At 38.2% G+C, this 22,736-nt stretch carries 21 protein-coding genes and 1 tRNA gene; 16 read left to right on the forward strand and 6 right to left on the reverse strand.

Annotation, left to right across the window (positions count from 1 at the left end):
- Positions 1 to 104 precede the first annotated feature (104 nt).
- The 9 genes from NXG61_RS12815 (at position 105) to rfbD (ending at position 11,612) form a co-directional block, all read left to right on the forward strand.
- Positions 105 to 1,016, forward strand: a complete 912-nt coding sequence (locus NXG61_RS12815) for a LysR family transcriptional regulator (protein ID WP_196605311.1) — start codon at positions 105 to 107, stop codon at positions 1,014 to 1,016.
- Between the two features lie 100 nt (positions 1,017 to 1,116).
- Positions 1,117 to 2,346 carry an ABC transporter substrate-binding protein gene (locus NXG61_RS12820; RefSeq protein WP_307222603.1) on the forward strand — a complete coding sequence of 410 codons (1,230 nt, stop codon included), beginning with the start codon at positions 1,117 to 1,119 and terminating at the stop codon, positions 2,344 to 2,346.
- Positions 2,343 to 3,044, forward strand: a complete 702-nt coding sequence (locus tag NXG61_RS12825) for a GTP-binding protein (RefSeq protein WP_196605313.1) — start codon at positions 2,343 to 2,345, stop codon at positions 3,042 to 3,044. The genes NXG61_RS12820 and NXG61_RS12825 overlap by 4 nt, the downstream gene beginning before the upstream one ends.
- Positions 3,041 to 4,048 carry an ATP-binding cassette domain-containing protein gene (locus tag NXG61_RS12830; RefSeq protein WP_196605314.1) on the forward strand — a complete coding sequence of 336 codons (1,008 nt, stop codon included), beginning with the start codon at positions 3,041 to 3,043 and terminating at the stop codon, positions 4,046 to 4,048. Before NXG61_RS12825 ends, NXG61_RS12830 begins: the two co-directional genes overlap by 4 nt.
- Positions 4,049 to 4,086: 38 nt before the next feature.
- Complete coding sequence (locus NXG61_RS12835; protein WP_196605315.1) at positions 4,087 to 4,761, forward strand: Crp/Fnr family transcriptional regulator; 675 nt, start codon at positions 4,087 to 4,089, stop codon at positions 4,759 to 4,761.
- Positions 4,762 to 4,863: 102 nt separating this feature from the next.
- On the forward strand, positions 4,864 to 6,519 hold the full coding sequence (gene hcp, locus NXG61_RS12840) for a hydroxylamine reductase (RefSeq protein WP_307222600.1): 1,656 nt from the start codon (positions 4,864 to 4,866) through the stop codon (positions 6,517 to 6,519).
- Between the two features lie 469 nt (positions 6,520 to 6,988).
- Positions 6,989 to 8,707 (forward strand): diguanylate cyclase, encoded by a 1,719-nt coding sequence (locus NXG61_RS12845; RefSeq protein ID WP_307222599.1) that lies wholly within the window; start codon positions 6,989 to 6,991, stop codon positions 8,705 to 8,707.
- Between the two features lie 573 nt (positions 8,708 to 9,280).
- Positions 9,281 to 10,576, forward strand: coding sequence for a dicarboxylate/amino acid:cation symporter (locus tag NXG61_RS12850; RefSeq protein WP_307222597.1), 1,296 nt, complete (start codon positions 9,281 to 9,283; stop codon positions 10,574 to 10,576).
- 184 nt (positions 10,577 to 10,760) lie between these two features.
- The gene (gene rfbD, locus NXG61_RS12855; protein WP_196605318.1) at positions 10,761 to 11,612 is read left to right on the forward strand and encodes a dTDP-4-dehydrorhamnose reductase; all 852 of its coding nucleotides are present in this window, start codon (positions 10,761 to 10,763) and stop codon (positions 11,610 to 11,612) included.
- Between the two features lie 77 nt (positions 11,613 to 11,689).
- On the opposite strand, the gene NXG61_RS12860 is transcribed toward rfbD, so the two are convergent.
- The gene (locus tag NXG61_RS12860; protein WP_196605319.1) at positions 11,690 to 12,112 is read right to left on the reverse strand and encodes a hypothetical protein; all 423 of its coding nucleotides are present in this window, start codon (positions 12,110 to 12,112) and stop codon (positions 11,690 to 11,692) included.
- A 403-nt stretch (positions 12,113 to 12,515) separates the two neighbouring features.
- On the opposite strand from NXG61_RS12860, the gene NXG61_RS12865 reads away from it, so the two are divergent.
- Positions 12,516 to 12,827, forward strand: a complete 312-nt coding sequence (locus NXG61_RS12865) for a hypothetical protein (protein ID WP_196605320.1) — start codon at positions 12,516 to 12,518, stop codon at positions 12,825 to 12,827.
- Positions 12,828 to 13,103: 276 nt separating this feature from the next.
- Complete coding sequence (locus NXG61_RS12870; RefSeq protein ID WP_196605321.1) at positions 13,104 to 13,658, forward strand: flavoprotein; 555 nt, start codon at positions 13,104 to 13,106, stop codon at positions 13,656 to 13,658.
- A gap of 99 nt (positions 13,659 to 13,757) precedes the next feature.
- Here NXG61_RS12870 and NXG61_RS12875 read toward each other — a convergent pair whose 3' ends face one another.
- The 5 genes from NXG61_RS12875 to NXG61_RS12895 all read right to left on the reverse strand — a co-directional run bounded on the left by NXG61_RS12875 (position 13,758) and on the right by NXG61_RS12895 (position 17,099).
- Positions 13,758 to 14,405, reverse strand: a complete 648-nt coding sequence (locus tag NXG61_RS12875; protein WP_196605322.1) for an amino acid ABC transporter permease — start codon at positions 14,403 to 14,405, stop codon at positions 13,758 to 13,760.
- A 3-nt stretch (positions 14,406 to 14,408) separates the two neighbouring features.
- Positions 14,409 to 15,080 carry an amino acid ABC transporter permease gene (locus NXG61_RS12880; protein WP_196605323.1) on the reverse strand — a complete coding sequence of 224 codons (672 nt, stop codon included), beginning with the start codon at positions 15,078 to 15,080 and terminating at the stop codon, positions 14,409 to 14,411.
- A complete protein-coding gene (locus NXG61_RS12885) occupies positions 15,080 to 15,919 on the reverse strand; it encodes a transporter substrate-binding domain-containing protein (protein WP_231038650.1) in 840 nt (279 codons plus the stop codon). Before NXG61_RS12885 ends, NXG61_RS12880 begins: the two co-directional genes overlap by 1 nt.
- A 105-nt stretch (positions 15,920 to 16,024) precedes the next feature.
- Positions 16,025 to 16,747, reverse strand: coding sequence for an amino acid ABC transporter ATP-binding protein (locus NXG61_RS12890; RefSeq protein WP_307222593.1), 723 nt, complete (start codon positions 16,745 to 16,747; stop codon positions 16,025 to 16,027).
- A 277-nt stretch (positions 16,748 to 17,024) separates the two neighbouring features.
- Positions 17,025 to 17,099, reverse strand: a tRNA-Cys gene (locus NXG61_RS12895).
- 166 nt (positions 17,100 to 17,265) lie between these two features.
- Here NXG61_RS12895 and NXG61_RS12900 point away from each other — a divergent pair.
- The 5 genes from NXG61_RS12900 (at position 17,266) to NXG61_RS12920 (ending at position 22,538) form a co-directional block, all read left to right on the forward strand.
- Positions 17,266 to 17,853 carry a hypothetical protein gene (locus tag NXG61_RS12900; protein WP_307222592.1) on the forward strand — a complete coding sequence of 196 codons (588 nt, stop codon included), beginning with the start codon at positions 17,266 to 17,268 and terminating at the stop codon, positions 17,851 to 17,853.
- A gap of 285 nt (positions 17,854 to 18,138) precedes the next feature.
- Positions 18,139 to 19,173, forward strand: a complete 1,035-nt coding sequence (gene argC / locus NXG61_RS12905) for an N-acetyl-gamma-glutamyl-phosphate reductase (RefSeq protein WP_307222591.1) — start codon at positions 18,139 to 18,141, stop codon at positions 19,171 to 19,173.
- A 33-nt stretch (positions 19,174 to 19,206) separates the two neighbouring features.
- A complete protein-coding gene (gene argJ / locus NXG61_RS12910) occupies positions 19,207 to 20,412 on the forward strand; it encodes a bifunctional glutamate N-acetyltransferase/amino-acid acetyltransferase ArgJ (RefSeq protein ID WP_307222590.1) in 1,206 nt (401 codons plus the stop codon).
- 31 nt (positions 20,413 to 20,443) lie between these two features.
- Positions 20,444 to 21,316, forward strand: coding sequence for an acetylglutamate kinase (gene argB, locus NXG61_RS12915; RefSeq protein ID WP_370871616.1), 873 nt, complete (start codon positions 20,444 to 20,446; stop codon positions 21,314 to 21,316).
- Positions 21,317 to 21,347: 31 nt separating this feature from the next.
- Positions 21,348 to 22,538, forward strand: coding sequence for an acetylornithine transaminase (locus NXG61_RS12920; protein ID WP_307222586.1), 1,191 nt, complete (start codon positions 21,348 to 21,350; stop codon positions 22,536 to 22,538).
- Positions 22,539 to 22,736 lie beyond the last annotated feature (198 nt).

Consider the following 22,736-nt stretch of genomic DNA (forward strand, 5'->3'; position numbering starts at 1 on the left):
TTGATTTTGCTTTCTTCTATAAATATAATATAACATGATAAAAATGATTGTTCAATTAGTATTTTTCGATTATTATAATAGGTATAAACTATGGGAGTGATATTATGGAAATAAGAAGACTGCAATATTTTATTGCCGTATGCAAATATCTGCATTTTACAAAAGCCGCGGAAAGCCTGCATGTTGCCCAGCCGACTCTGAGCCAGCAAATTCAATTGCTTGAACAAGAAACAGGCGCTCAGCTTTTTGACAGACTAGGCAAAAAAGTAATACTAACTCCTGCCGGAAAAATATTATTCCGCCACAGTATGCGTATTTTTGATACGATGGAACAGGCAAGGACAGAAATCAGCCAGCTCAACGGACTGGAACGTGGCAGGATAAAGGTCGCCTGCCTGGGCACATATCTGGCTATGGAAACAGTCATTGCATTTCACAAACAGTATCCCAAAATACATATAGAATTGGAGCAGCTGTCTACCGGTCAGATACGGCATAAGTTACTTCAAAATGAACTCGATTTTGGCGTCGTTTTTCTTCCGCTGGCAGATAAAGAATTAGAAGCCATACCTTTATATCAAGAAAAAATGGTCGTTATGGCAGCAAAAGACCATCCGTTTGCTGCCGAAAAAAAAATCACCTTTGACCAGCTGGGAACTGTACCGTTAGTCATGATGTCAGAAAATTTTATCATCAGAAGAATATTTGATCAAGCCTGTCAGGAAAATGAGCTGGCATTTACTCCTATTCTTGAGCTGAGCCAAATGGAAGACCTGCGGGAAATGGTGGAACAAAACATTGGTGTCAGTGTGCTTCCGTATTTGTATGTACGAGATATGTGCAGCCGTTACAATATCTGCATCGTAACATTTGCGGATATATCCATAGAGCGCAGAATAGGCATCGTTTATCGCAAGGGGCGTCATATGTCTGCTGCTTCACTCGAATTGATTGAAAAATTGCGCATCTTTTTTGCTGAGCTTAAATTGGAACATGCTGTACACAAAAATATTTAAATATATTTTTTGTAACATTTGTTACGGTTATTATAAAATCATTCTGTTAAACTAAGCATATCAGATGATCAATCTTGACATTTACAGGAGGATATATTATATGAACCCATACTTTTCTCTTTCAGATAAAGTGTACGATGTGACTGAACGCTATCCGGAGCTGATTGACTGGCTGGCTGAAAATGGCTTTGAAAACCTGCGCAACGATGTTATGCGTAAAACCATAGGCAGAACAATTTCATTGGAAACTGCTTTTCGCAGTAAAGAGCTTTCTCCTGAACTGCTTGAAAAACAGATGGTTGAAATCATACAGAAAAAGTGCCAAAAAGATGATTCTGCTTCTGTTATTCAGCATACTGACAGTGATGTGATAAATGTTGCCGGTGTTCTACCGTGCCCTATTCGTGTACAGCTTTTAGAAAAACTGGATAACTGGCTGGAAAATCAAAAGGATGATATAAAATACGAATTGCCTGCGGCGAGCATGGGAATTGAATGGCTGCGGGAAAGTATCGAAAAAAGCAAAACCGATGAACTGGCAGATATTTATTTATCAGCAGGATTCAGCTTATTTTTTGATAAACATATTATGGGCAGGCATATGGATGCCGGTATTTTTTCCGATCTTACCGGAGAAAAAAAGCTCAATGCGCATTTTGATAATAATGAAATTGACCTTAAAGATCCTTTAAGGCGTTATTCTATAATCGGAGCCGTTCCCGCTGTCTTTATGGTAAATACTGAGTTATTGGGTGAACGCGCTTTTCCAAAAAGCTGGTCTGATCTGCTGAAGCCGGAATTTGCTGATACTATTGCCCTGCCTATGCAGGATTTAGATTTATTTAATGCCGTACTGTTAAACATTTATAATAACTTTGGTGAAGCAGGCATATCCAGTCTGGGAAAAAATTTATACGCAGGCATGCATCCGTCTGAAATGGTAAAATCTGCCAAGCAGAAAAAATCAGAACAGGCGCCTTTGATAACTATCATGCCATACTTTTTTACCTGCATGATTGATGAAAAAGGACCGATAAAAGCTGTGTGGCCTGAGGAAGGTGCTATAATCAGTCCGATATTTTTATTGACAAAAACTTCTTCCCAGAAAAAGATTCAACCGTTGGTTGATTTTCTCTTTTCTAAGGAACTGGGAGAATTATTCTGCCTGGACGGTAAATTTCCATCCACCCATCCCCAGGTGAACAATGGGCTCTCACCTGAGCAGAAATTCATATGGCCGGGTTGGGATTTTATCCATTCACACGATATAGGTAAGATTTTAGCTAAATCACGTCTGATCTTCAGCAAGGCATCGGGAGGAATAATATGAATTTGATAATTTTTTCAGGGCCGCCCTCATCCGGTAAAACTTCTGTTATACTGAAAGTCATAGAATCTTTCCAGAGAAGGAAAATAAATGTTGGTGCAGTGAAATTTGATTGTCTTTATACCGATGATGACAAACTTTATGAAAAAGCTGGTATTCCAATAAAAAAAGGACTTTCCGGCGCTTTATGCCCAGATCATTTTTTTGCCTCCAATATCGAAGATGTAGTCAAATGGGGGAACAAAAAAAAGCTCGATCTCTTGATAACCGAATCAGCCGGATTGTGCAATCGGTGTTCACCCTATCTTGTAGGTGTAAAGGGTGTCTGTGTTATTGACAATCTTTCAGGAATAAATACGCCGAAAAAAATTGGTCCTATGCTCAAATCCGCTGATCTGGTAGCGATAACCAAAGGGGACATAGTTTCGCAGGCAGAACGGGAAGTTTTTGCCTCCAGAGTCAGTGCAGTGAATCCCAAAGCTGTAGTCATGCATATTAATGGTCTCAGCGGGCAAGGTGCCTATGAACTCAGCACAATGCTTTATGATGAAAAACAACATCTGCATTCGGTGCAGGGGATGAAATTACGCTTTCCCATGCCGTCGGCAATGTGTTCATACTGCCTCGGTGAAACAAGAATAGGTCAAAACTATCAAATGGGCAATACAAAAAAAATGATCTGGGAAGACGGTGAAAAATGAAAAGATTAACTATAGCACAAATCTTGCATCAATATCCCTTCACGGTTGAATTTTTTCAACAGAATCGTTTGGATATAACTGGTTTTGAACAATTATGTTTTGAAGACTACCTGGAGCAACTAGATGAAAGGGAGCTTGAGGAAAAAGCCATAGATCCGAAAAATCTGCCGGAAGAGCTGAATGAGTATATCAGGCAAATGTCCATTTTCCTGGGTTTGGAAAAGAACAATAAAGTTCAGTCCCTGACTATTCTGCCGGGACATGACAAAAAGGCCGTGCCTGAAAATTTTGACGAACTGGTGATTCTGCCTTCACAGATCGTTGCCATAGTGGGCCCAACCGGTTCAGGCAAAAGCAGACTGCTGGCAGACATTGAATGGGCGGCACAGAGGGATACTCCTACAGGACGCAGCATTTTGATCAACAACACACTGCCCGACGCAAAGTGGCGCTATTCTCCCAACAATAAATTGGTAGCGCAATTATCACAAAATATGAATTTTGTAATAGATTTAAGTGTCAAAGAATTTTTACGGCTGCACGCACAAAGCCGCATGGCAGAAAATGAACAAAAACTTTCTGCAGAGATATTGGCAGAAGCTAATAAACTGGCAGGAGAATCTTTTTCGGAGGACACTCCCGTTACCAGCCTGAGCGGTGGACAGTCGCGTGCTCTTATGATAGCTGATACAGCCATTTTGAGTGCCTCGCCTATCGTTTTAATAGACGAAATAGAAAATGCCGGTATAGACAGGCGAAAAGCTCTGGAGCTTTTGATTTCACAAGATAAAATTGTTTTGATGGCAACTCATGATCCCCTGCTGGCTCTAATGGCTGACAGACGGATCGTCATCCGTAACGGCGGAATTGATGCGGTATTGGAAACAACACAAGATGAAAAGAAATTACTGGAAAAAATGAATCGTCTTGACTGTATAATGCAAACGGCAAGACGAGAGCTTCGTGCCGGAAAAACACTTCATCCCGAAAAAATCTTCGTTTAAAAACTACAGCAGTTTTATTGCCAAAGGAGGTGGCTGTTTTGCTGACAGAATTAAAAGACAGCCCGCTGTTTTCCGGTATGACAGAAGCAGAAATAGAAGATTGCCTGACTTACAGCGGTGCTAAAATAGTTGCTTATAAGAAGGATGATATAATATTCCATCAGAAAGAACTGCCCTCGAAGCTGATGATGCTGCTAGACGGAGTTGTGGTCATTGGCAATAATTCAAGTGATGGCAGAAGAAGCGTCGTTGCTACCTTTAACAGCACAGGTGAATTATTCGGAGAAGTCTTTGTTTTCCTGAATAAGAAAAGTTATGATCATTATGCACAGGCAGCCGCAGCGAGTAAAATATTGCAGATCCCCCGAAATTTTATTTACAGCGAAACAAATCAAAAAACTACTTGGCAATCTAAGATAATAGCCAATATTTTATCAATCTTGGCACATAAGGCTTATTTTTTGAATCAACGCCTGCAGGTTATGTCGTGTGCCACGCTCCGCCAAAAAACAGCAAAAGTCTTACTGCAAAATGCAGCTGCTGACGGCAAGGTAACTTTGGGAATGAACCGTGAAGCCTTGGCAGATTTTTTAAATGTAGCCCGCCCGTCATTATCCAGAGAACTGATGAAAATGCAGGAGGATGGCCTACTGCTTATAAAAAAGAAAACGATATATATCAAAAACATTGAAGAATTGAGAAATATTTTATAAATAATAAAAATTTGTAACCAGTGTTACGGATTTTTAGTCTTATGCCTGCTATGATAGATGTATTGAAGGGTTAATAAAATATTTTAGGAGGATATCATTATCATGGAAAAGAAAATGTTTTGTTTTCAGTGTCAGGAAACCGCAGGCTGCACTGGCTGCACCCAAGTAGGTGTATGCGGAAAGAAACCGGAAGTTGCCGCTATGCAGGACCTGCTGGTTTATGTGACTAAAGGTTTATCAGCAACTGCCGAACAATTGCGCAAGGAAAATAAAAAAGTGTCCCGCACTATAAACCACATGGTCACAACAAATCTTTTCACTACTATAACAAATGCCAACTTTGATGAAGCCACTATTATAAAGCGTATTTTCAGTACCTTGGAAGAAAAGGAAAAGCTTTTGTCACAGGTGGAAAATAAAGACGCTCTGCCCGATGCAGCCAGATGGACATCCGCAAGCAAAGATAATTTCCCGGAAAAGGCAGCTGCAGTTGGTGTTCTTTCTACTGAAAACGAGGACATCCGCAGTCTCAGAGAACTTATTACTTACGGTTTAAAAGGACTTGCTGCTTATACTAAACATGCCAATACGCTTTTACAGGATGATGAAAAACTGGATGCCTTTATTCAATCATCTTTAGCTAAAACTCTTGACAATTCGCTTAGCATAAATGATTTGGTGGCGCTTACTCTCGAAACAGGAAAATATGGTGTCGATGGTATGGCACTTTTGGACAAAGCCAATACGTCATCCTACGGTAATCCTGAAATAACAAAAGTTAATATTGGCGTAGGAACTCGTCCGGGAATCTTAATATCCGGGCATGATTTACGAGATATGGAAATGCTGCTTAAACAAACAGAAGGCACCGGCATAGATGTGTATACACATTCTGAAATGCTGCCGGCACATTATTATCCCGCTTTCAAAAAATACTCTCATTTTATAGGCAATTATGGAAATGCATGGTGGAAACAGAAAGAAGAGTTTGAAAGCTTCAACGGCCCTATACTCATGACCACAAATTGCATTGTTCCTCCTAAAGACAGCTACAAAGATCGTCTTTATACCACGGGGGCAGCAGGATGTCCCGGGTGTAAGCATATAGACGGCGAGGTCGGTAAAGAAAAAGATTTTTCGACTATAATTGAGCACGCCAAACGCTGTGCACCTCCTATAGAATTGGAACGCGGCGAAATAGTGGGCGGATTTGCGCATAATCAGGTATTGGCTCTGGCAGATACAGTAGTCGATGCTGTTAAAAGCGGTGCTATTAAAAAATTTGTTGTTATGGCTGGCTGCGACGGTCGTCATAAAACCAGAAACTATTATACTGATTTTGCGAAAGCACTGCCTAAGGACACTGTTATCCTGACTGCCGGCTGTGCAAAGTATAAATACAACAAACTTGATCTTGGTGCTATTGGCGGTGTGCCGCGTGTACTGGATGCGGGGCAATGCAACGACAGTTATTCGCTGGCAGTCATTGCGCTGAAACTGAAGGAAGTGTTCGGCCTTGACGATATCAACGACCTGCCCATTATATATAATATTGCATGGTATGAACAAAAAGCAGTGATTGTTCTGTTGGCGCTTTTATATCTCGGTGTAAAAAATATTCATCTCGGCCCTACTTTGCCTGCTTTTCTTTCACCAAATGTTGCCAAAGTATTGGTAGAAAACTTTGGTATTGCCGGTATTACAACTGTTGAAAACGATATAAATTTATTTTTTGATGAATCTGCCGTACAAGCATAAAAGCATATTGGACCTATGTGCCAGCCCTGCACAAATATAATTACATTATTATAAATGAGCAGCTAAAGTCCATTAAAATCATTGATTTAACCATGGTGTATATTTTAATTTCCAGACGTTTGATATTAACAATATCGAACGTCTATTTTTTATGTATTTTTAAATTATGTAAGATATGCAGCAATTAAACCATAATACACTATTTATACCATTCTTCAAAATCAAAAAAATTTGGCAATTAATTCATAATTTACGTTTATATTATCTCCAATGTATGATATTATTATAAAAATGATAGATATATTCCCCTTCCGAGTGGATTTTTGAATATATTTGAATTTTAGGGATTATCTTTCACAGAATGAAACTGCCTTTTTACTAAACCGATTCTATTAAAAAAGTAAGTGATATAGGAATTTGATCATCGGTTAAATTTTATTTTGCCTTTTATAGAAATACGGAGGAGAAAATGCAATTATTACATCTTGATAGTGATAAGCTTTTTTCAGAAAAGATAAAAAATATTGCTCAAAAAAATGGTTTTACCTATAAAAGGGCAATATCCACAAACGAAGTTTTTGAAAAATTTGATACTGGAAAAACGGGATTGCTGGTCATCGATGAAGATATTGATTGGATGCTAAACAATGAATCTGTTCGTGTCATTATCTCCAGAGATTTTATTTGCCCGCCCATTATTGTTATAACATCCAAAAAAGATCTGCGGATAAAAAAGAAATGTTTCAATATGGGAATAATGGGATATTTCGAAAAAGAATTATTCAACAGCAGCCGCTTTGTAAAATATCTCAAAACTATTCAAAAAGAAACGGGAAATATAGATCTGATACGAAAAATTCATATTGCTGTGCTTGATGACAGTCAATTTACGCTCAGAATCATGCGTGTCTTTTTTGATATGCATGGGATTAATAATGTCGCTTATTATCAAAGTCCGTCAGAATTCTTACAGCAGAAAATGGACTATGAACTTTTTCTTATTGATCTGGTTCTGCCTGAGCATGACGGAGACGATATTATTGAATACATACGAGAAAAAAATCAAGATGCAATGATCATCCTAATGACAGCTTATACTAATGAAAATATCTTGGCACACTGTTTGAGTATTGGTGCCAATGATTTTATATTAAAACCTTTAGAAATGAAAATATTTATGGCCAGGATAAGTTCTTGCATAAATCATTATTATCTCCAAAGAGAAATAAGCATAAAAAATGACCAGCTTTTTGATATGGCTACAAGGGACAGCTTGACAACTCTATATAATCGCGCTTATTTTGCAAAAATATGTGAAAAAAAAGTAAAAGAAAATTTGGCTGCTGATTTACCATTTTCTTTTATATTAATGGATATTGATCATTTCAAAACTGTTAATGATCAATATGGTCACTTAAAAGGTGACTATGTTCTTAGAGAACTTGCCAAGGTTCTAAAAGAAAATCTAAGAAATTCTGATATTATCGGTAGATGGGGCGGCGAGGAATTTACTATTTTGATGGATAATGCAACAGTAGAGTCTTCCACAGAAGTTGCCGAAAAGATAAGAGAGGTCATAGAAAAACATTGCTTCAACGGTATAAGGCAGATAACCGTTAGTATAGGTGTAGCACAATGGCAGAAAGGTGATGACAGAGAAATACTGTTCAGAAGGCTGGATCATTCATTATATCTAGCAAAACTGACAGGACGCAATAAGGTAGTAAGCAACGCTGAACTGCATATGATACAGGGAGACAAACCTATGACGATCGAGTGGGGCCTTTTTTTCAAAAGCGGCAATGACAAAATCGATGCAGATCACAGTAAATTGATCGGAATGTTAAATAAATTCATTTATCTGTGCTTTGATAAAAATAAGAAAAAAGAAATGGATAATCTTCTTATTGAATTTGCCCAAGAGATAGTTGATCATTTCGACAGAGAAGAAGAAATACTCAAAGATTATAAATATCAGAACTATAAAGACCACAAAAATGTCCATGCCGAACTTGTAACCAAAACTTTAAAACTGCTCAAGAACTATAATGATAATAATCTTGAACCTATAAATGTTGCAAAATATTTAGTGCAGGAGGTCGTCATTGGTCATATTGTCAGACATGATTTTAATTTCTATAATATCTTCACACATCATGAGAATGAAAATATGATAGTTAAGTCATAAATATTTTTCTTGGACATAGGTTATCTTTTACTAACAATTTGACTTTTTATTTAATAAATGATATATTACTAGTATAATATTATTGCTCGAGCCACTCCTCTTTACTGCCGGTTAATACCGGCAGTTTTTTTGTATAGGAATAACAATAATAGTGAATTTATCGCTGTTTTATCAAATGTCTAAAACCTATTCTTCTCTGTAATACTAATAATTTGATAAAATTTTTTTCTTTATCTATTCTTTTCCATAAAATTTTACGCAAATATTTAAAAGTTAATTTGATTCGATGCTTTTTTTATTTACTGATGTTTAAAAAATGCGGAAATAAGACTGCTGTTCCTGCATTTTTCTTCTTTTTAACCAAGTTTTTTTATATTTTGCCGCTCTGTTCAGCTGCCACATATTTTTTTAATTTTGGAACATATTTAAAGGCAGCAGTAAGTAAAACAATAGTATGGTATTTTTCACTATTTTGGAGTATAATAACAAAATGTAATAGCAATCATGATAAAAAGGAATCAGATAAATGAATCCAATAATAGGATTCTGAGTTTTTATATTGGAGAAGGGTGGATGATCATTTTGAGCAGAAGTTTTTTCAAATCTCTTCATTTTCAGGTATTGATTTCAATCATATTAGGTATTTTATTCGGGTATTTATATCCAACGCTTGGTACGGATATGAAACCGCTTGGCGATGCATTTATAAAATTAATAAAAATGATTATTGGACCGATTATATTCTGTACCATTGTTTGTGGCATTGCAGGCATGGGGGATATGAAAAAAGTAGGCAGAGTAGGCGGAAAGGCTCTTCTATACTTCGAAACGGTCACAACATTTTCTCTCTTTTTTGGTATCTTATTAGTTGAAATTTTAAAACCAGGCAAAGGGATGAATATTGATCCGTCTACACTTGATGCTTCTTCTGTATCAATGTATGCACAGGCAGCTCAAGCTCATTCTGTCGGGCAGTTTTTTATGAATATAATCCCGAATACAGTAGTTGATGCTTTCGCTAAAGGCGAAATTTTACAGATATTGCTTTTTTCTGTAATTTTCGGCTGGGCATTATCTAAAATGGGGGAAAAGGGAAAACCTCTTTTGCAAATAATCAGCGATGTTTCCCATACCTTTTTTAAGATTGTAGACATTATTATGAAACTCGCACCGATCGGAACTTTTGGCGCTATGGCTTTTACGATTGGCGCATATGGTATAGAATCGCTGGGCAGCCTGCTCAAGCTTTTAGGGACTTTCTATCTTGCCTGTTTCTTATTTTTGTTATTTGTAATCTGTCCGATAGCCAGATGGGCAGGAATAAATTTTTGGCGATACTTGTGTTATTTTAAAGATGAACTGCTTATAGTATTCGGCACTGCCTCTTCGGAAAGCGCCTTACCGCGCATGATGGAAAAATTAGAAAAGCTTGGCTGTTCAAAATCCATTGTCGGACTTGTTATTCCGACAGGTTATTCTTTCAATCTTGACGGAACATCGATCTATCTTACTATTGCAGCAATATTTTTAGCTCAGGCAACGAATACTGATTTAACATTCATGCAGGAAGCAACTATTATAGCGGTTTTACTGCTGACTTCAAAAGGCGCGTCGGGTGTCACAGGAAGTGGTTTTATAGTTCTTGCCGCAACCTTGACCAGTATGCCTTCCATACCTGTTGGCGCCTTAGCGCTTATCTTCGGAGTTGATCGTTTTATGACCCAGGGACGTGCTCTGACAAACCTTATTGGCAACGGAATTGCTACATTTGTAGTAGCTGAATGGGAAAAAGAGATAGATTACAGTAAAATGCAGGAAGTTGCCTGCGACAGCAAAAAATTTGCAGAACATAAAATGGCAATAAAATGATTTGGGGTTATAAACATATACTTCAGTGCAATATATAAACTGCCGCCTACAATAGACGGTTTATAAACATCACAAAAACCTGCCTGGCAATTCTATGCCTACAGGTTTTTTTCGTTTTCAATGCAAAGGATAAGAAATAAAAACGGCGAATTTAATTATATGTATAATATTTTGAGGTGAAAAAATGAAAGTATTGGTTACAGGCTGTACCGGACAGCTGGGTTTTGATGTCTGCCGGCAGCTCAAAGAAAAAAATATTGAATATTATGGAGCGGTAAGAGATGATTTTGATTTAAGAAATCAAGCAGCTATTGTAAGCTTCATAGAAAAAATTAAACCTGATGCGGTCATTCACTGCGCTGCGTATACTGCTGTGGACAAAGCTGAAGACGAACCGGAGCTTTGCCGTCAGATAAATGTCACGGCAACACGCACGATAGCTGAAATCTGCAAAACAATTAATGCAAAAATGCTGTATATAAGCACTGACTACGTTTTTACCGGTACAGGTGATCATTTTCAAGAGGTAAACGATAAAAAAATTGCTGTGAATGTTTATGGGCAATCAAAATTGGATGGTGAATCAGCTGTGCGCAATACGCTGAAAAATCATTTTATAGTACGTGTGTCTTGGGTTTTTGGCATAAAAGGACATAATTTTATACGTACAATGCTGAATTTGGCTCAAAATCACAGCACACTCAGAGTAGTAAATGACCAGATCGGCTCACCAACTTATACCGCTGATTTAGCCGTCTTATTATGCAATATGGTATTAAGCAATAAATACGGAACCTATCATGCCACTAATGAGGGTATCTGTTCATGGAAAGACTTTGCCGAAGAAATATTTAGGCAAGCAGCCGTTAATACAGCCGTTATCGGTCAGTTGTCAGCAGAATATCCAACCAAGGCCAGACGACCTCTGAATTCAAGATTGAGTAAAAAATCTCTGGACGATGCCGGATTTCGCAGATTACCTGATTGGCATGATGCACTGCAAAGATATTTAAAAGAAATAAACTTAGAAAAATAAAAAAACTTATCAAATTATACCAAAAAGACACTGTACTAAAATCAATGATTTTAGTACAGTGTTTTTTGGTCAGACAGTCATTCTTTACCGTCTGACGATGTGCTATCATCGGAAGATGATGATTCGGCTGATTTTTCGGCGTTTGATACACCGGAAGCAGGCACGGAAGATGAACTTGTATCAGAAGAAGTCTGTTCAGAAGATATTTTCTGAATTATATTTTGGATCTTGGCATCTTGTCCATAAGTCAGGACACTATAAAGATCCGAGCTGGTAGTGTCATTATCCGATAAATAATTTGCCAAAGAAGCATTCTGCATTTGTAATGAGGAAACATATTCATCCAGCTCTTGTGTTGCTGAAGATGTATCATTTGATGAAGTCTTCGTATCGGTCCCACCAGCCGCCGCAGAATTTTTGTTGGTGGTTTCAGATGACGATGCACTGTCTGAAAACAATGTTGATAGCAAACTATTTGATACATTGCTAATAATAGACATCCCTTACCTTCTTTCACTATGTATAACATTCATTGAAACCCTATAAATACTATCGTCAATTTGCAAAAAAATTTAAGAGATATTTACATATTTATTTAATTTGACCGCTAGGATATTATTGACATAATATTATTCTCATTTTTGCGGTAAATATCAATTTATATTGTTTTATCCTTGTCATCAAAAATCATATAAATTACATATCACATCTATATTAATAAATAATCTAAAACATTTAAAAAAAAACATCCCTTGTTAAATCTTTAATAGTATCTATTTTATATATAATAATATAAAAATAACTACTTTACTTTTATATCGTAAGATAGTATTATAATGTCATAGATAAAAAGTTACCTGATAATAAAAAATAATTAATGAGTACTAGAAAGGGTTGTTTATAATGAAAAAAAACATATTTGCTTTATCAGCTATTCTTCTTGGAGTTGCTTTTACAGGAGTAACTCATGCTAACCCCGTTGATGCACCGTTTGCGATAACCAATATGAGCAGCAGCGAAAAGGGTATTTACAGGACAGTTGACAATAATCCTACTTCCTACAGCAAGAAAGAAATTAATGGTCATATTTATGAAAGCTGGGTTGATAATAATACAGCATATACAAAAGTTGACGGTAATGTGGTTAAAGCTTATAAGATTGATAATGATTTAGAAAGAGATCCGTTCATAAATATGAGCAGTAATTTAAGATAATAATACTCTCCTTGCTTTTATAACAAGATTTGGATAATAAAATCCGAATCTTGTTATTTTTTTATTGAGAATTTTCATTAACAAAGATTAAATAATACCGAAATTATGCAAAAATCCTGAATCTAATTATTGATGTCCTATAAAACACAGCAATAATATAAGGCTGATACAAGCTTTACCTGACATGCGTTGTCTTTGTCTTTAAATTATAAAAGCGCTATAATTAATATTAATATTTTAAGAGATATTAATATGTAAATTTTGAGGGGGATTTTCATGCTAAAACAGGAAAGCTCACTTACAGGGAAACATATACTTTTTGCTGTAAGTGGGGGCAACGCCGTATGGCAAAGTGTAGAGACAGTGACAAGATTGAAGCAGGCAGGTGCGGATGTTCATGTAGTAATGACAGCAAGTGCCTTAAAGTTTTTATCACCCGTAAGTTTTCAAAGAGCTTCCGGCAATAAAGTAGAAACTGATATGTGGGAAAAATTGACCGAGATGAGTTCATCTCATATACCACTATCCAAGCTGGCCGATATTGCCATAATTGCTCCGGCAACAGGCAATATTATAAGCAAACTTTCCTGTGCTATCGCGGATGATACACTCACGACCATGCTGCTGGCCTGTGAGTCCCCTATTTTTATAGCACCATGCATGAATCCTGTCATGTATAAAAATCCTATAATGCAGGAAAATATTCTCCGTTTGAAAAAATATGACACTCATTATAAATTTATAGAACCTGATGAAGATAAAAAGAAGGGAAAAATTCTGCCGCCTCAGGACATAATAGATGAAATCGAAAAATACTGTCTAACTATCTAATATGTAGAATGTTATTATCTGATATCAGCAAAAAAAGATTTTCTATCTCTTTTTAGGAGAAGGAAAATCTTTTTTATATCAGATATGTTTTGCAGAAAATCAATAACTTTTTGCAGCTAAACGCTTATGCTCCCATCTGGCAAGCAAAGATAAACTGTAATTCAAGATAAAGTATATTAATGCAACGCAGCCCATGATCGCAAACAAGTGGCTGGTATCGCTATACCGGCCTATCAAAATCATGCTTCGTCCTGTAAGCTCTTCCGTTCCCACTGCCCACACAAAAGAAGAATCTTTTATCACCGTGGTAAACTGAGAAACCATAGGAGGGATTACATTACGATATGCCTGCGGCAAAATGATATGATATACTATTTGCCATCTGCTGAACCCTTGAGAAAGAGCCGCCTCAAACTGCCCCTTCGACACGGAATTTATACCGCCGCGCACGATTTCCGCCATGATGGCCCCTGTGAATACAGACATAGCCAGTATGCCTGACATGGTCGGCGGCAGCGGTGTCATGAACCGCGCAATCAACACACACAAAAGACAAGGTATGTTTCGTACGACATCCACATAAATACCCGCTATATGTGCTAATACGGGTATTTTCAAGTATCTGGCTATACCGATCATCGTGCCGAGCAAAACACTGAATATTATGGAAAAGAAGCCAATTTCCAAGGTGACTTTAAACCCACCCATTAAAAATAAAAAATTATTCGCTTCAAATAACTCTGCCATTCATCACACCTCAGCTTTCTTTTCCAGCTTATTGATGTATTTGCTCAGAAGAAAACATATAATCCAGTATGATACTCCTGCTGTAAAATATGCAGGTCCATAGTACATATTGCTTCCCGACCATGAGTCTGCCTGATACATCAGATCACCACCTGCTATCATAGCCAGCACCGATGTATTCTTTACAAGATTGATTGCCTGATTGGCCATAGCCGGCAGCATTACCTTCTTTGTCTGCGGCAGGATTATATACCACATAGCCTGCCAGTAATTGAATCCCTGTGACATAGCTGCTTCAAGCTGCCCTTTGGAAACAGACATGATGCCGCCGCGTACAGCTTCCGCCATATATGCTCCCGTATAAACGCCAACGCCAATGATTCCGATCAGCAAAACCGGCATCACTATGTGAATATGCGGTAAAGCATTATAAATAAAGATAACTTGTATGACCAGTGGCGTGTTCTGAAAAAATTCGACATATACACGATTCAGTGCCCGAATAACCCTATTGGGAAAAACGCCGGCGATACCAAAAACTATCCCCAATAATATTGACAGGACAAGTGCCCCCACTGTCACTTCCAGAGTTGTAGTAAGTCCGTCAATAAAAAGCTCCCGTGCATCGAATAATGCCTGCCACTTATATAGTGCAAAAGGATTGTTGACATCCATTATTTATTAAGTTTCCATTTCACAAGAAGTTGATCCAATTCGCCGGAATCTTTCATTTCTTTTACTGTATCATTAATAATTTTAGCTAATGCTTCATTTCCTTTTTTAGTTGCCGCGCCGTATTCCTGCGGTGCAAATTTATCCGGAAGAATTTTTGTTTGATCATCAATATAACCGGCGAGATTTGACGTATCCATAGCATAAGCCGAAGCACGTCCAGACATCAAAGCAGCCTTACATTCCGGATAGGTTGGAAATTCAGCAAATTTGACCTCTATACCGGCAGCCTTCGCCGCATCTTCTACTGCTTTTTTTGTCGTTGCTCCCTGAGGAACAGCAATAGTTTTACCGTTGAGATCTTTAATAGAGCTGATATTATCTGACTGTTTTACCAATAGTCCCACAGGATCGGTATAATATGGCATACTAAAATCATATTGCTTTTTGCGTTCATCATTTATTGTATAGGTAGCAATAACAGTATCCAATTCACCGCTATCCAGTAATGGCCCGCGTGTCTTTGCTACAACAGGCGTAAATTCAATTTTTGAAGGATCATTGAATATTTTTTTGGCAATAGCTTTTGCCAAATCAATTTCAAAACCTTCCAATTCACCACTATCGGGATTTTTATACCCGAACAAAGGAACATCTACTTTGCTGCCTACTTTAATATAGCCTCTGTCTTTAATTGTTTTCATAATATCGCCCGATGCTGCTGACGAAGAAGCTGATGAAGAGGAGGCCGAGTCTTCACTTCCACAGCCCGTGGCCAGTAAAGACAATCCTGTAATTGCAGTCAGAGCTAAAACCATTAATTTTTTCTTTGATAAAAACATAACTATTACCCTCCCAAATTAAAATTATTATCCTTCATATTTTTAAGATAAGTTTCTTAGCCAAATCTACTCGATAATCGAAACAACAAACTCAAAATAATGACCCTACAAAATTTTGCTGAGAAACTGCTGAGCTCTTTCATTCTGAGGATTATCAAAAAAAGCTGACGGCGTTCCCGTTTCGAGGATCTGTCCGTCGGCCATAAAAATTACATGATCAGCCACTTCACGTGCAAATCCCATTTCATGTGTTACGCACACCATAGTAATACCACTGTGTGCCAAACCGACCATAACATCAAGAACCTCTTTTATCATTTCAGGATCAAGTGCTGATGTCGGTTCATCAAAAAGCATTATTTTAGGATGCATATTAAGGGCCCGTGCAATGGCCACACGTTGTTGCTGCCCACCGGAAAGCTGTGAAGGATAAGCACTTGCTTTATCTTTCAAACCCACTCTGGTGAGAAAATCCAGCCCGGACTGTTCAGCCTCATCTCTATTTTTTCCCTGAACCAGAATAGGTGCTATGGTTAAATTTTCCAAGACAGTTTTATGCGGATACAGGTTAAACTGCTGGAAAACCATTGCCGCTTCCTGCCGTATTTTTTTTAACTGGGCTTTCGATTTCATAAGATTAATGCCGTCAACTGTTACTTCTCCACTATCGGGTTTTTCCAGTTGATTGATACAGCGTATCATTGTACTTTTTCCTGACCCGCTTGGGCCGATAACTACTACTTTTTCTGCCGGTTTCACGTGCAGATTTATATCTTTAAGAACATGATTATTGCCAAAATACTTATTAACGCCTGATAAATGTATCATTTTTTATCCTCCTTTTCTATAAAAGTATAAAAAAAAACGCCGCGGTCGAATACAGACCATAGCGCCATTGCTTAAGTATGGAATAAGTATAAATCATTAAATATATTTTGTCAACACATTCATATATGTTAAATATATTAATAAATATCACTGTTTTTTATTAAAAAATGCATACTGTTCAAATATAAAGTTTATATATTATTAATAAAGAAAAATGAAAATCCGTAAAGATAATACAAAAGAGAGAAGACTGCTCTTCTCTCTTATATATACTGTATGGAGGCGACACCCAGACTTGAACTGGGGAATAAAGGTTTTGCAGACCTCTGCCTTACCACTTGGCTATGTCGCCACTAGAACGTGTATCATTATATATAATTTTTCTCGTATTGTCAATCTTTTTTTCTTTCATTTCAATTTGCCTATTCTCTTCATAATTAATTGACGCCATATAATTTAATAGTTATACTTAATTATAGCAAATGAACTCAATAAAAACTATACTAGGAGGTATTTTTTTGAAGTATACAATAAGAATGTTGACTTTAACAGTGCTGTCTCTCTTTGTTTCACTCTCTGCAGTATTTGCTATGCCTGCAACCAAGGCCTCATTAATGGATGAATCCTTTGATTTATCTTCTATTCATTCCATTGCTGTTGCTGCACCGAATTACATTCAGACAAAAACTGGACCTGCTCCGGACGCTGTGACAGCATTAATTGCCCAGACCGGCTTTGATTCCAGAGATTTGAAGAATATTACCATAATACCCTATTCAGTAATTGCTGAAAATATGAAAAACGAATCCGGTATTGATTTACAAACTAGTGATAGAAATACGGCGAAAAAGCTGTTCAAAGAAAATGCGGCCAAATATGCCGATGCATATCTTGTAGTTACTATTGCCAACGACAGCCGTGTCGTGCTGTTTTACGATCTTTACTCTTCTAAGACGGGCTCATATCTGTACTCTTACAGAGTCATAGGCGGCGGTCAAGGTGACAACAATATAAATTCATATAAATCCTTTAATGAACTTTTCTATAAAGGATTATCTGATTCTATAAAAGAGCAGCATAAAGACGATTCTAAAACTAAAAAATAACAGGCAGGTAGCTTGGGTAAAAATTTTTCACACTAAAATTTAAAATTCATCATATTTTGATAGCTGTACATCAGCTTAAAATTGTCTGTAATAGACGAAAGATTGTCATATATGGACTCTCCTATGAGTGTTGTCATATAAAAAGGCCGTTGCATAGATGATAATTTATGCAACGGCCCTTTTTATAGAAGTTTTTAAAAGATTTATCAATAACCATGTTGCACTTTTATGCATAAAAGATGTATAATTATAAGGTAATTAGCAAATAAGGAGATGATTTATCGTATGAAGGTCAGTATAATAGGCGCTACCGGTTATGCAGGAGTTGAATTGCTGCGCATACTTCACAATCATCCAGAAGCTGATATAGCATATCTGACATCAGAGAGCAGCGCAGGTAAAAAAATATCTGACATATATGAGCATCTGCGCGGTATCTATGATCAGGTTCTTATAAGCATGGATAATATCCAACAAATCGCCGCCGAAAGTGATTTCCTTTTTATCTGTCTGCCGCATGGTCATGCCATGCAAGTCGGTAAAACAATTGAAAATCAAAATACGCGTATCATAGATTTGGGTGCCGATTATCGTTTCACGGACACAGCTGTTTATGAGGAATGGTACAGAGTAAAACATACACACAAAAATGCTGCCCGTGTTTACGGGCTTGCCGAGCTGCACAGACAAGAAATCAAAACAGCAAAAATAATAGGCAATGCCGGTTGTTATACTACAGCCAGTATATTGGCTCTTGCACCGTTGGTAAGGGAAGGTTTGATAGACCCGTCCACAATTATTATCGATGCCAAATCAGGTGTGTCCGGGGCAGGGCGTTCAGCAAAACTTGCGAATCATTTTCCTGAGCTATATGATAGTTTTAAAGCATATGCGGTCTCTTCACACAGACACACACCGGAAATAGAACAGGAACTTTCTTCTCTGGCGGGAGAACATATCATTCTCAATTTTACGCCGCACCTGCTCCCAATGTCACGCGGTATTTTAAGCACCTGTTATGCAAATTTAACTGCCAGTACAGCTTATGAAAAAATCGACGATGCTTTTATTAAAGCGTACGGTTCAGAGTTTTTTATTCGTCTTCTTGGCCGAGGTACATACCCTGCCACAAAAAATGTTCGCGGCTCCAATTTTTGTGATATAGGCTGGCATATTGATGAAAGGACCGGCCGCGTAATCGTGCTGTCAGCTATTGATAATCTGGTCAAAGGTGCAGCAGGACAAGCCGTGCAAAATTTCAACATTGCCTGTGGTTTTGAAGAAAATACTGGATTGCTGATGACACCGATATACCCTTAATTGATATAAACTACATATTTAGGAGGTTTTTTAATGTTAAAAGAAGACAAGGCAGGTATAACATATGCGAAGGGATTTAAAGCCGCTGGAATAAAAGCAGGTATAAAAAAAAGCGGCAACCCTGATCTGGCTCTTATCGTAAGCGATAACGACGCAGCTGTAGCCGGCACATTTACCCAGAATAAGGTTGCCGCCGCACCTGTTTATGTTTCTAAAAAAGTAGTCAGCTCCGGCAGTGCACGGGCAATTATTGCCAATTCCGGTTGTGCTAATGCCTGCACGGGTCAGCAGGGAATGGATGATGCAAAAAAAACTGCAGAATTAACAGCATCTCAGCTTGGCATAGAACCGGATGACGTTGTAGTCGCATCTACCGGTGTAATAGGCGTCACGCTGCCCATGGATAAAATCCAAACAGGCATAAAAACTGCTGCTGCTGTACTCAAGGCTGACGGAAGTGAAGCTGCAGCAAGTGCCATTATAACTACCGATACTTATATAAAGTCGTTGACTACCAGCATGATCATAGACGGTAAGGAAGTCCGCATCGGTGCTATTGCCAAGGGTGCCGGCATGATCCAGCCCAATATGGCAACAATGCTGTGCTTTATTACCACCGATGCCAATATAGATCAGGTTCGCCTCCAGCTCGCTCTTTCTGAGATAGTAGAAAAATCATTTAATATGATCTCGGTAGACGGGGATATGAGCACAAATGACATGGCAGTGATTTTTGCCAACGGACAGGCCGGAAACAAGAAAATTGTTAAAAATGATGCAGATTTTAAGATCTTTTATGATGCATTATCCGAACTTTGCTGTGAAATGGCTCAAAAAATCGCCGCTGATGGAGAAGGCGCCACTAAGTTTCTGACAATTAATATTCATAATGCTGAAAATTTTGCAGACGCAAAAAAAATTGGCATGTCCATAGCAAACTCTCCTTTGGTAAAAACAGCCTTCTTCGGTCAGGATCCAAATTGGGGACGTGTTCTTTGCGCTGCAGGTTATGCCGGCGCTAATATGATACCGGAAAAAACCGTGGTAAAATTCGGTAATATAACAGTTTATGAAAACGGTACAGGAGCTTCTTTTGATAAAAAAGCCCTGCAGAAAATCATGGCAGAACATGACATTATCATCGATATAGACCTCAGCCTCGGTTCTGCCGATGCCACTGTATGGACCTGCGATCTTTCCTATGAATATGTTAAGATAAATGGTGAATATCATACCTGAGGAGTTGGCTGTTGTGGAATTTTCTGCCGAAATGAAGGCATCTATTCTGGTGGATGCCTTACCGTATATACAGAATTTTTACGGAAAAACCATTGTTATAAAATATGGCGGCAACGCTATGGTCAATGATGATCTGAAAAACAAAGTAATGCATGATATTGTGCTGATGAAATATGTGGGGATCCGCCCTATAATAGTTCACGGAGGCGGCCCTGATATAACAGGTTTTCTGAAAAAATTTGGCAAAGAATCTCGGTTTGTCAGCGGATTGCGTGTTACAGACAAGGAAACTGTTCAAATTGCTGAAATGGTACTTGTCGGTAAAATAAATTCAGAAATCGTCAGCCGCCTGAATAAACTCAGCGTAAATGCCGTCGGGCTCAGCGGCAAAGATGCAAAGCTTATTATAGCAAAGAAAAAAATGGCTGTCATACATAACATGGACGGCAGCTCAGAAAAAATTGATATAGGCTTCGTAGGTGAAGTAGAAACGATTAATACAGAGCTTTTAAACGATCTTCTTGATCAAAACTATGTTCCTGTAATAGCACCGATCGGAACAGGCAGCGATGATTCCAGCTATAATATCAATGCTGATTATGTAGCGGCAGAAATTGCAGGGGCAATGCATGCTGAAAAACTGCTTCTTTTAACAGATATTGAAGGTATCTATCATGATTATAATGATAAAAACACTTTTCTTTCTACATTGACCCAAAAACAAGTAAAAGATATGATTGCCAAAGGCGAAATCAGCGGCGGCATGATTCCAAAAGTGGAAGCGTGCCTCTGTGCCCTTGAAAAAGGCACCGGCAAAACCAGTATTATTGACGGACGCCAAGCGCATTCTCTTATCTTGGAACTTTTTACTTCACAGGGAATCGGCACACAGGTAATACGCTGAGTATCGGTCTTAATATTAGGAGGTTATATAAATGAAGGCTGAAGAAATATACAGTGAAGATGCCGCACATTATCTTCCTGTTTTTGCACGTTACAAAATAATTCTTGACCACGGCGAAGGACCTTACGTATATGATATACGCGGAGAAAAATATCTCGATTATTTGGGCGGGATAGCTGTAAATGTTTTGGGCCATAATCATCCTGCTCTTGTGCAGGCAATAAGTCAGCAGGCCGCAAAAATGATCCACTGTTCCAATCTTTATTATACAGAAGCTCAGGCAACAGCTGCTGCTAAGCTGAGTGAAATAAGCGGCATGGACAGAGTGTTCTTCGGCAATTCCGGTGCAGAAGCAAACGAAGGTGCAATAAAGCTGGCCCGGAAATATGCTCACATATCCGACCCTGACAAATCACTCATAATAGCCGCAAATCATAGTTTTCACGGACGCACACTCGCCACGCTCACTGCCACAGGACAGCCCAAATACCATGAAGGCTTCGGACCTCTGCCTGAAGGCTTTACTCATGTGGACTACAATGATATAAAACAACTGGAAGAAAAGATGGATGAAAAAACATGTGCAGTCATACTGGAAGCAATTCAGGGCGAAGGCGGTGTGCATGTTCCCGACGAAGATTATCTGCAAAAAGTACGTGCGCTTTGCGATAAATACAATGCCTTATTGATATTCGATGAAATACAATGTGGGATGGGACGCACCGGCACCTTTTTTGCCTATCAGCAATTTGGGGTCAAGGCAGACATTGTAACTCTGGCTAAAGGATTGGCAGGTGGTGTCCCCATAGGAGCTTTTATGACAAGCAATAAAATTGCGGCAGCTTTTCATGCCGGTGACCACGGTACGACCTTTGGCGGCAATCCGCTTGCCTGTGCGGCAGCAAATGTTGTTTTGGATGCCATTTCCCATGACGGACTTATGGAAAATGTAAAAAAAGTAGGCGCATATTTGACAGATCAGCTGAAGATGCTGCAGAGCAAATATCCGGCTCTTATCAAAGAAGTGCGCGGACGAGGTTTAATGATAGGCATGGAAATAACCAAGCCGGGCAGAGATATAGTGGATGACTGCCTCAAAGAGGGTATGATAATTAACTGCACTGCGGGCAATGTACTGCGTTTTGTCCCTCCTTTGATAATAACCAATCGCCATGTTGATGAGTTGATCCCTGTTCTTGACGAAGTTTTCGCAAAATATTGATTTGGTTCGGCTGTCCATGGAATATGGTTCATACTTTTTCCCTGCATCAATTGCATATCCCGGAAATTGTTAATTGTTACCTGCCTGATAAAAACGACCTGCGTATGAAAACGCATATTTTTATCAGCGCATTATAAAATCATGATATATATTTTCCAAAGCAAATATTTTTAATTAAAATATAGCAATACATTATCA

Source organism: Pectinatus haikarae, assembly GCF_050916305.1.
GTDB lineage: Bacteria > Bacillota > Negativicutes > Selenomonadales > Selenomonadaceae > Pectinatus > Pectinatus haikarae.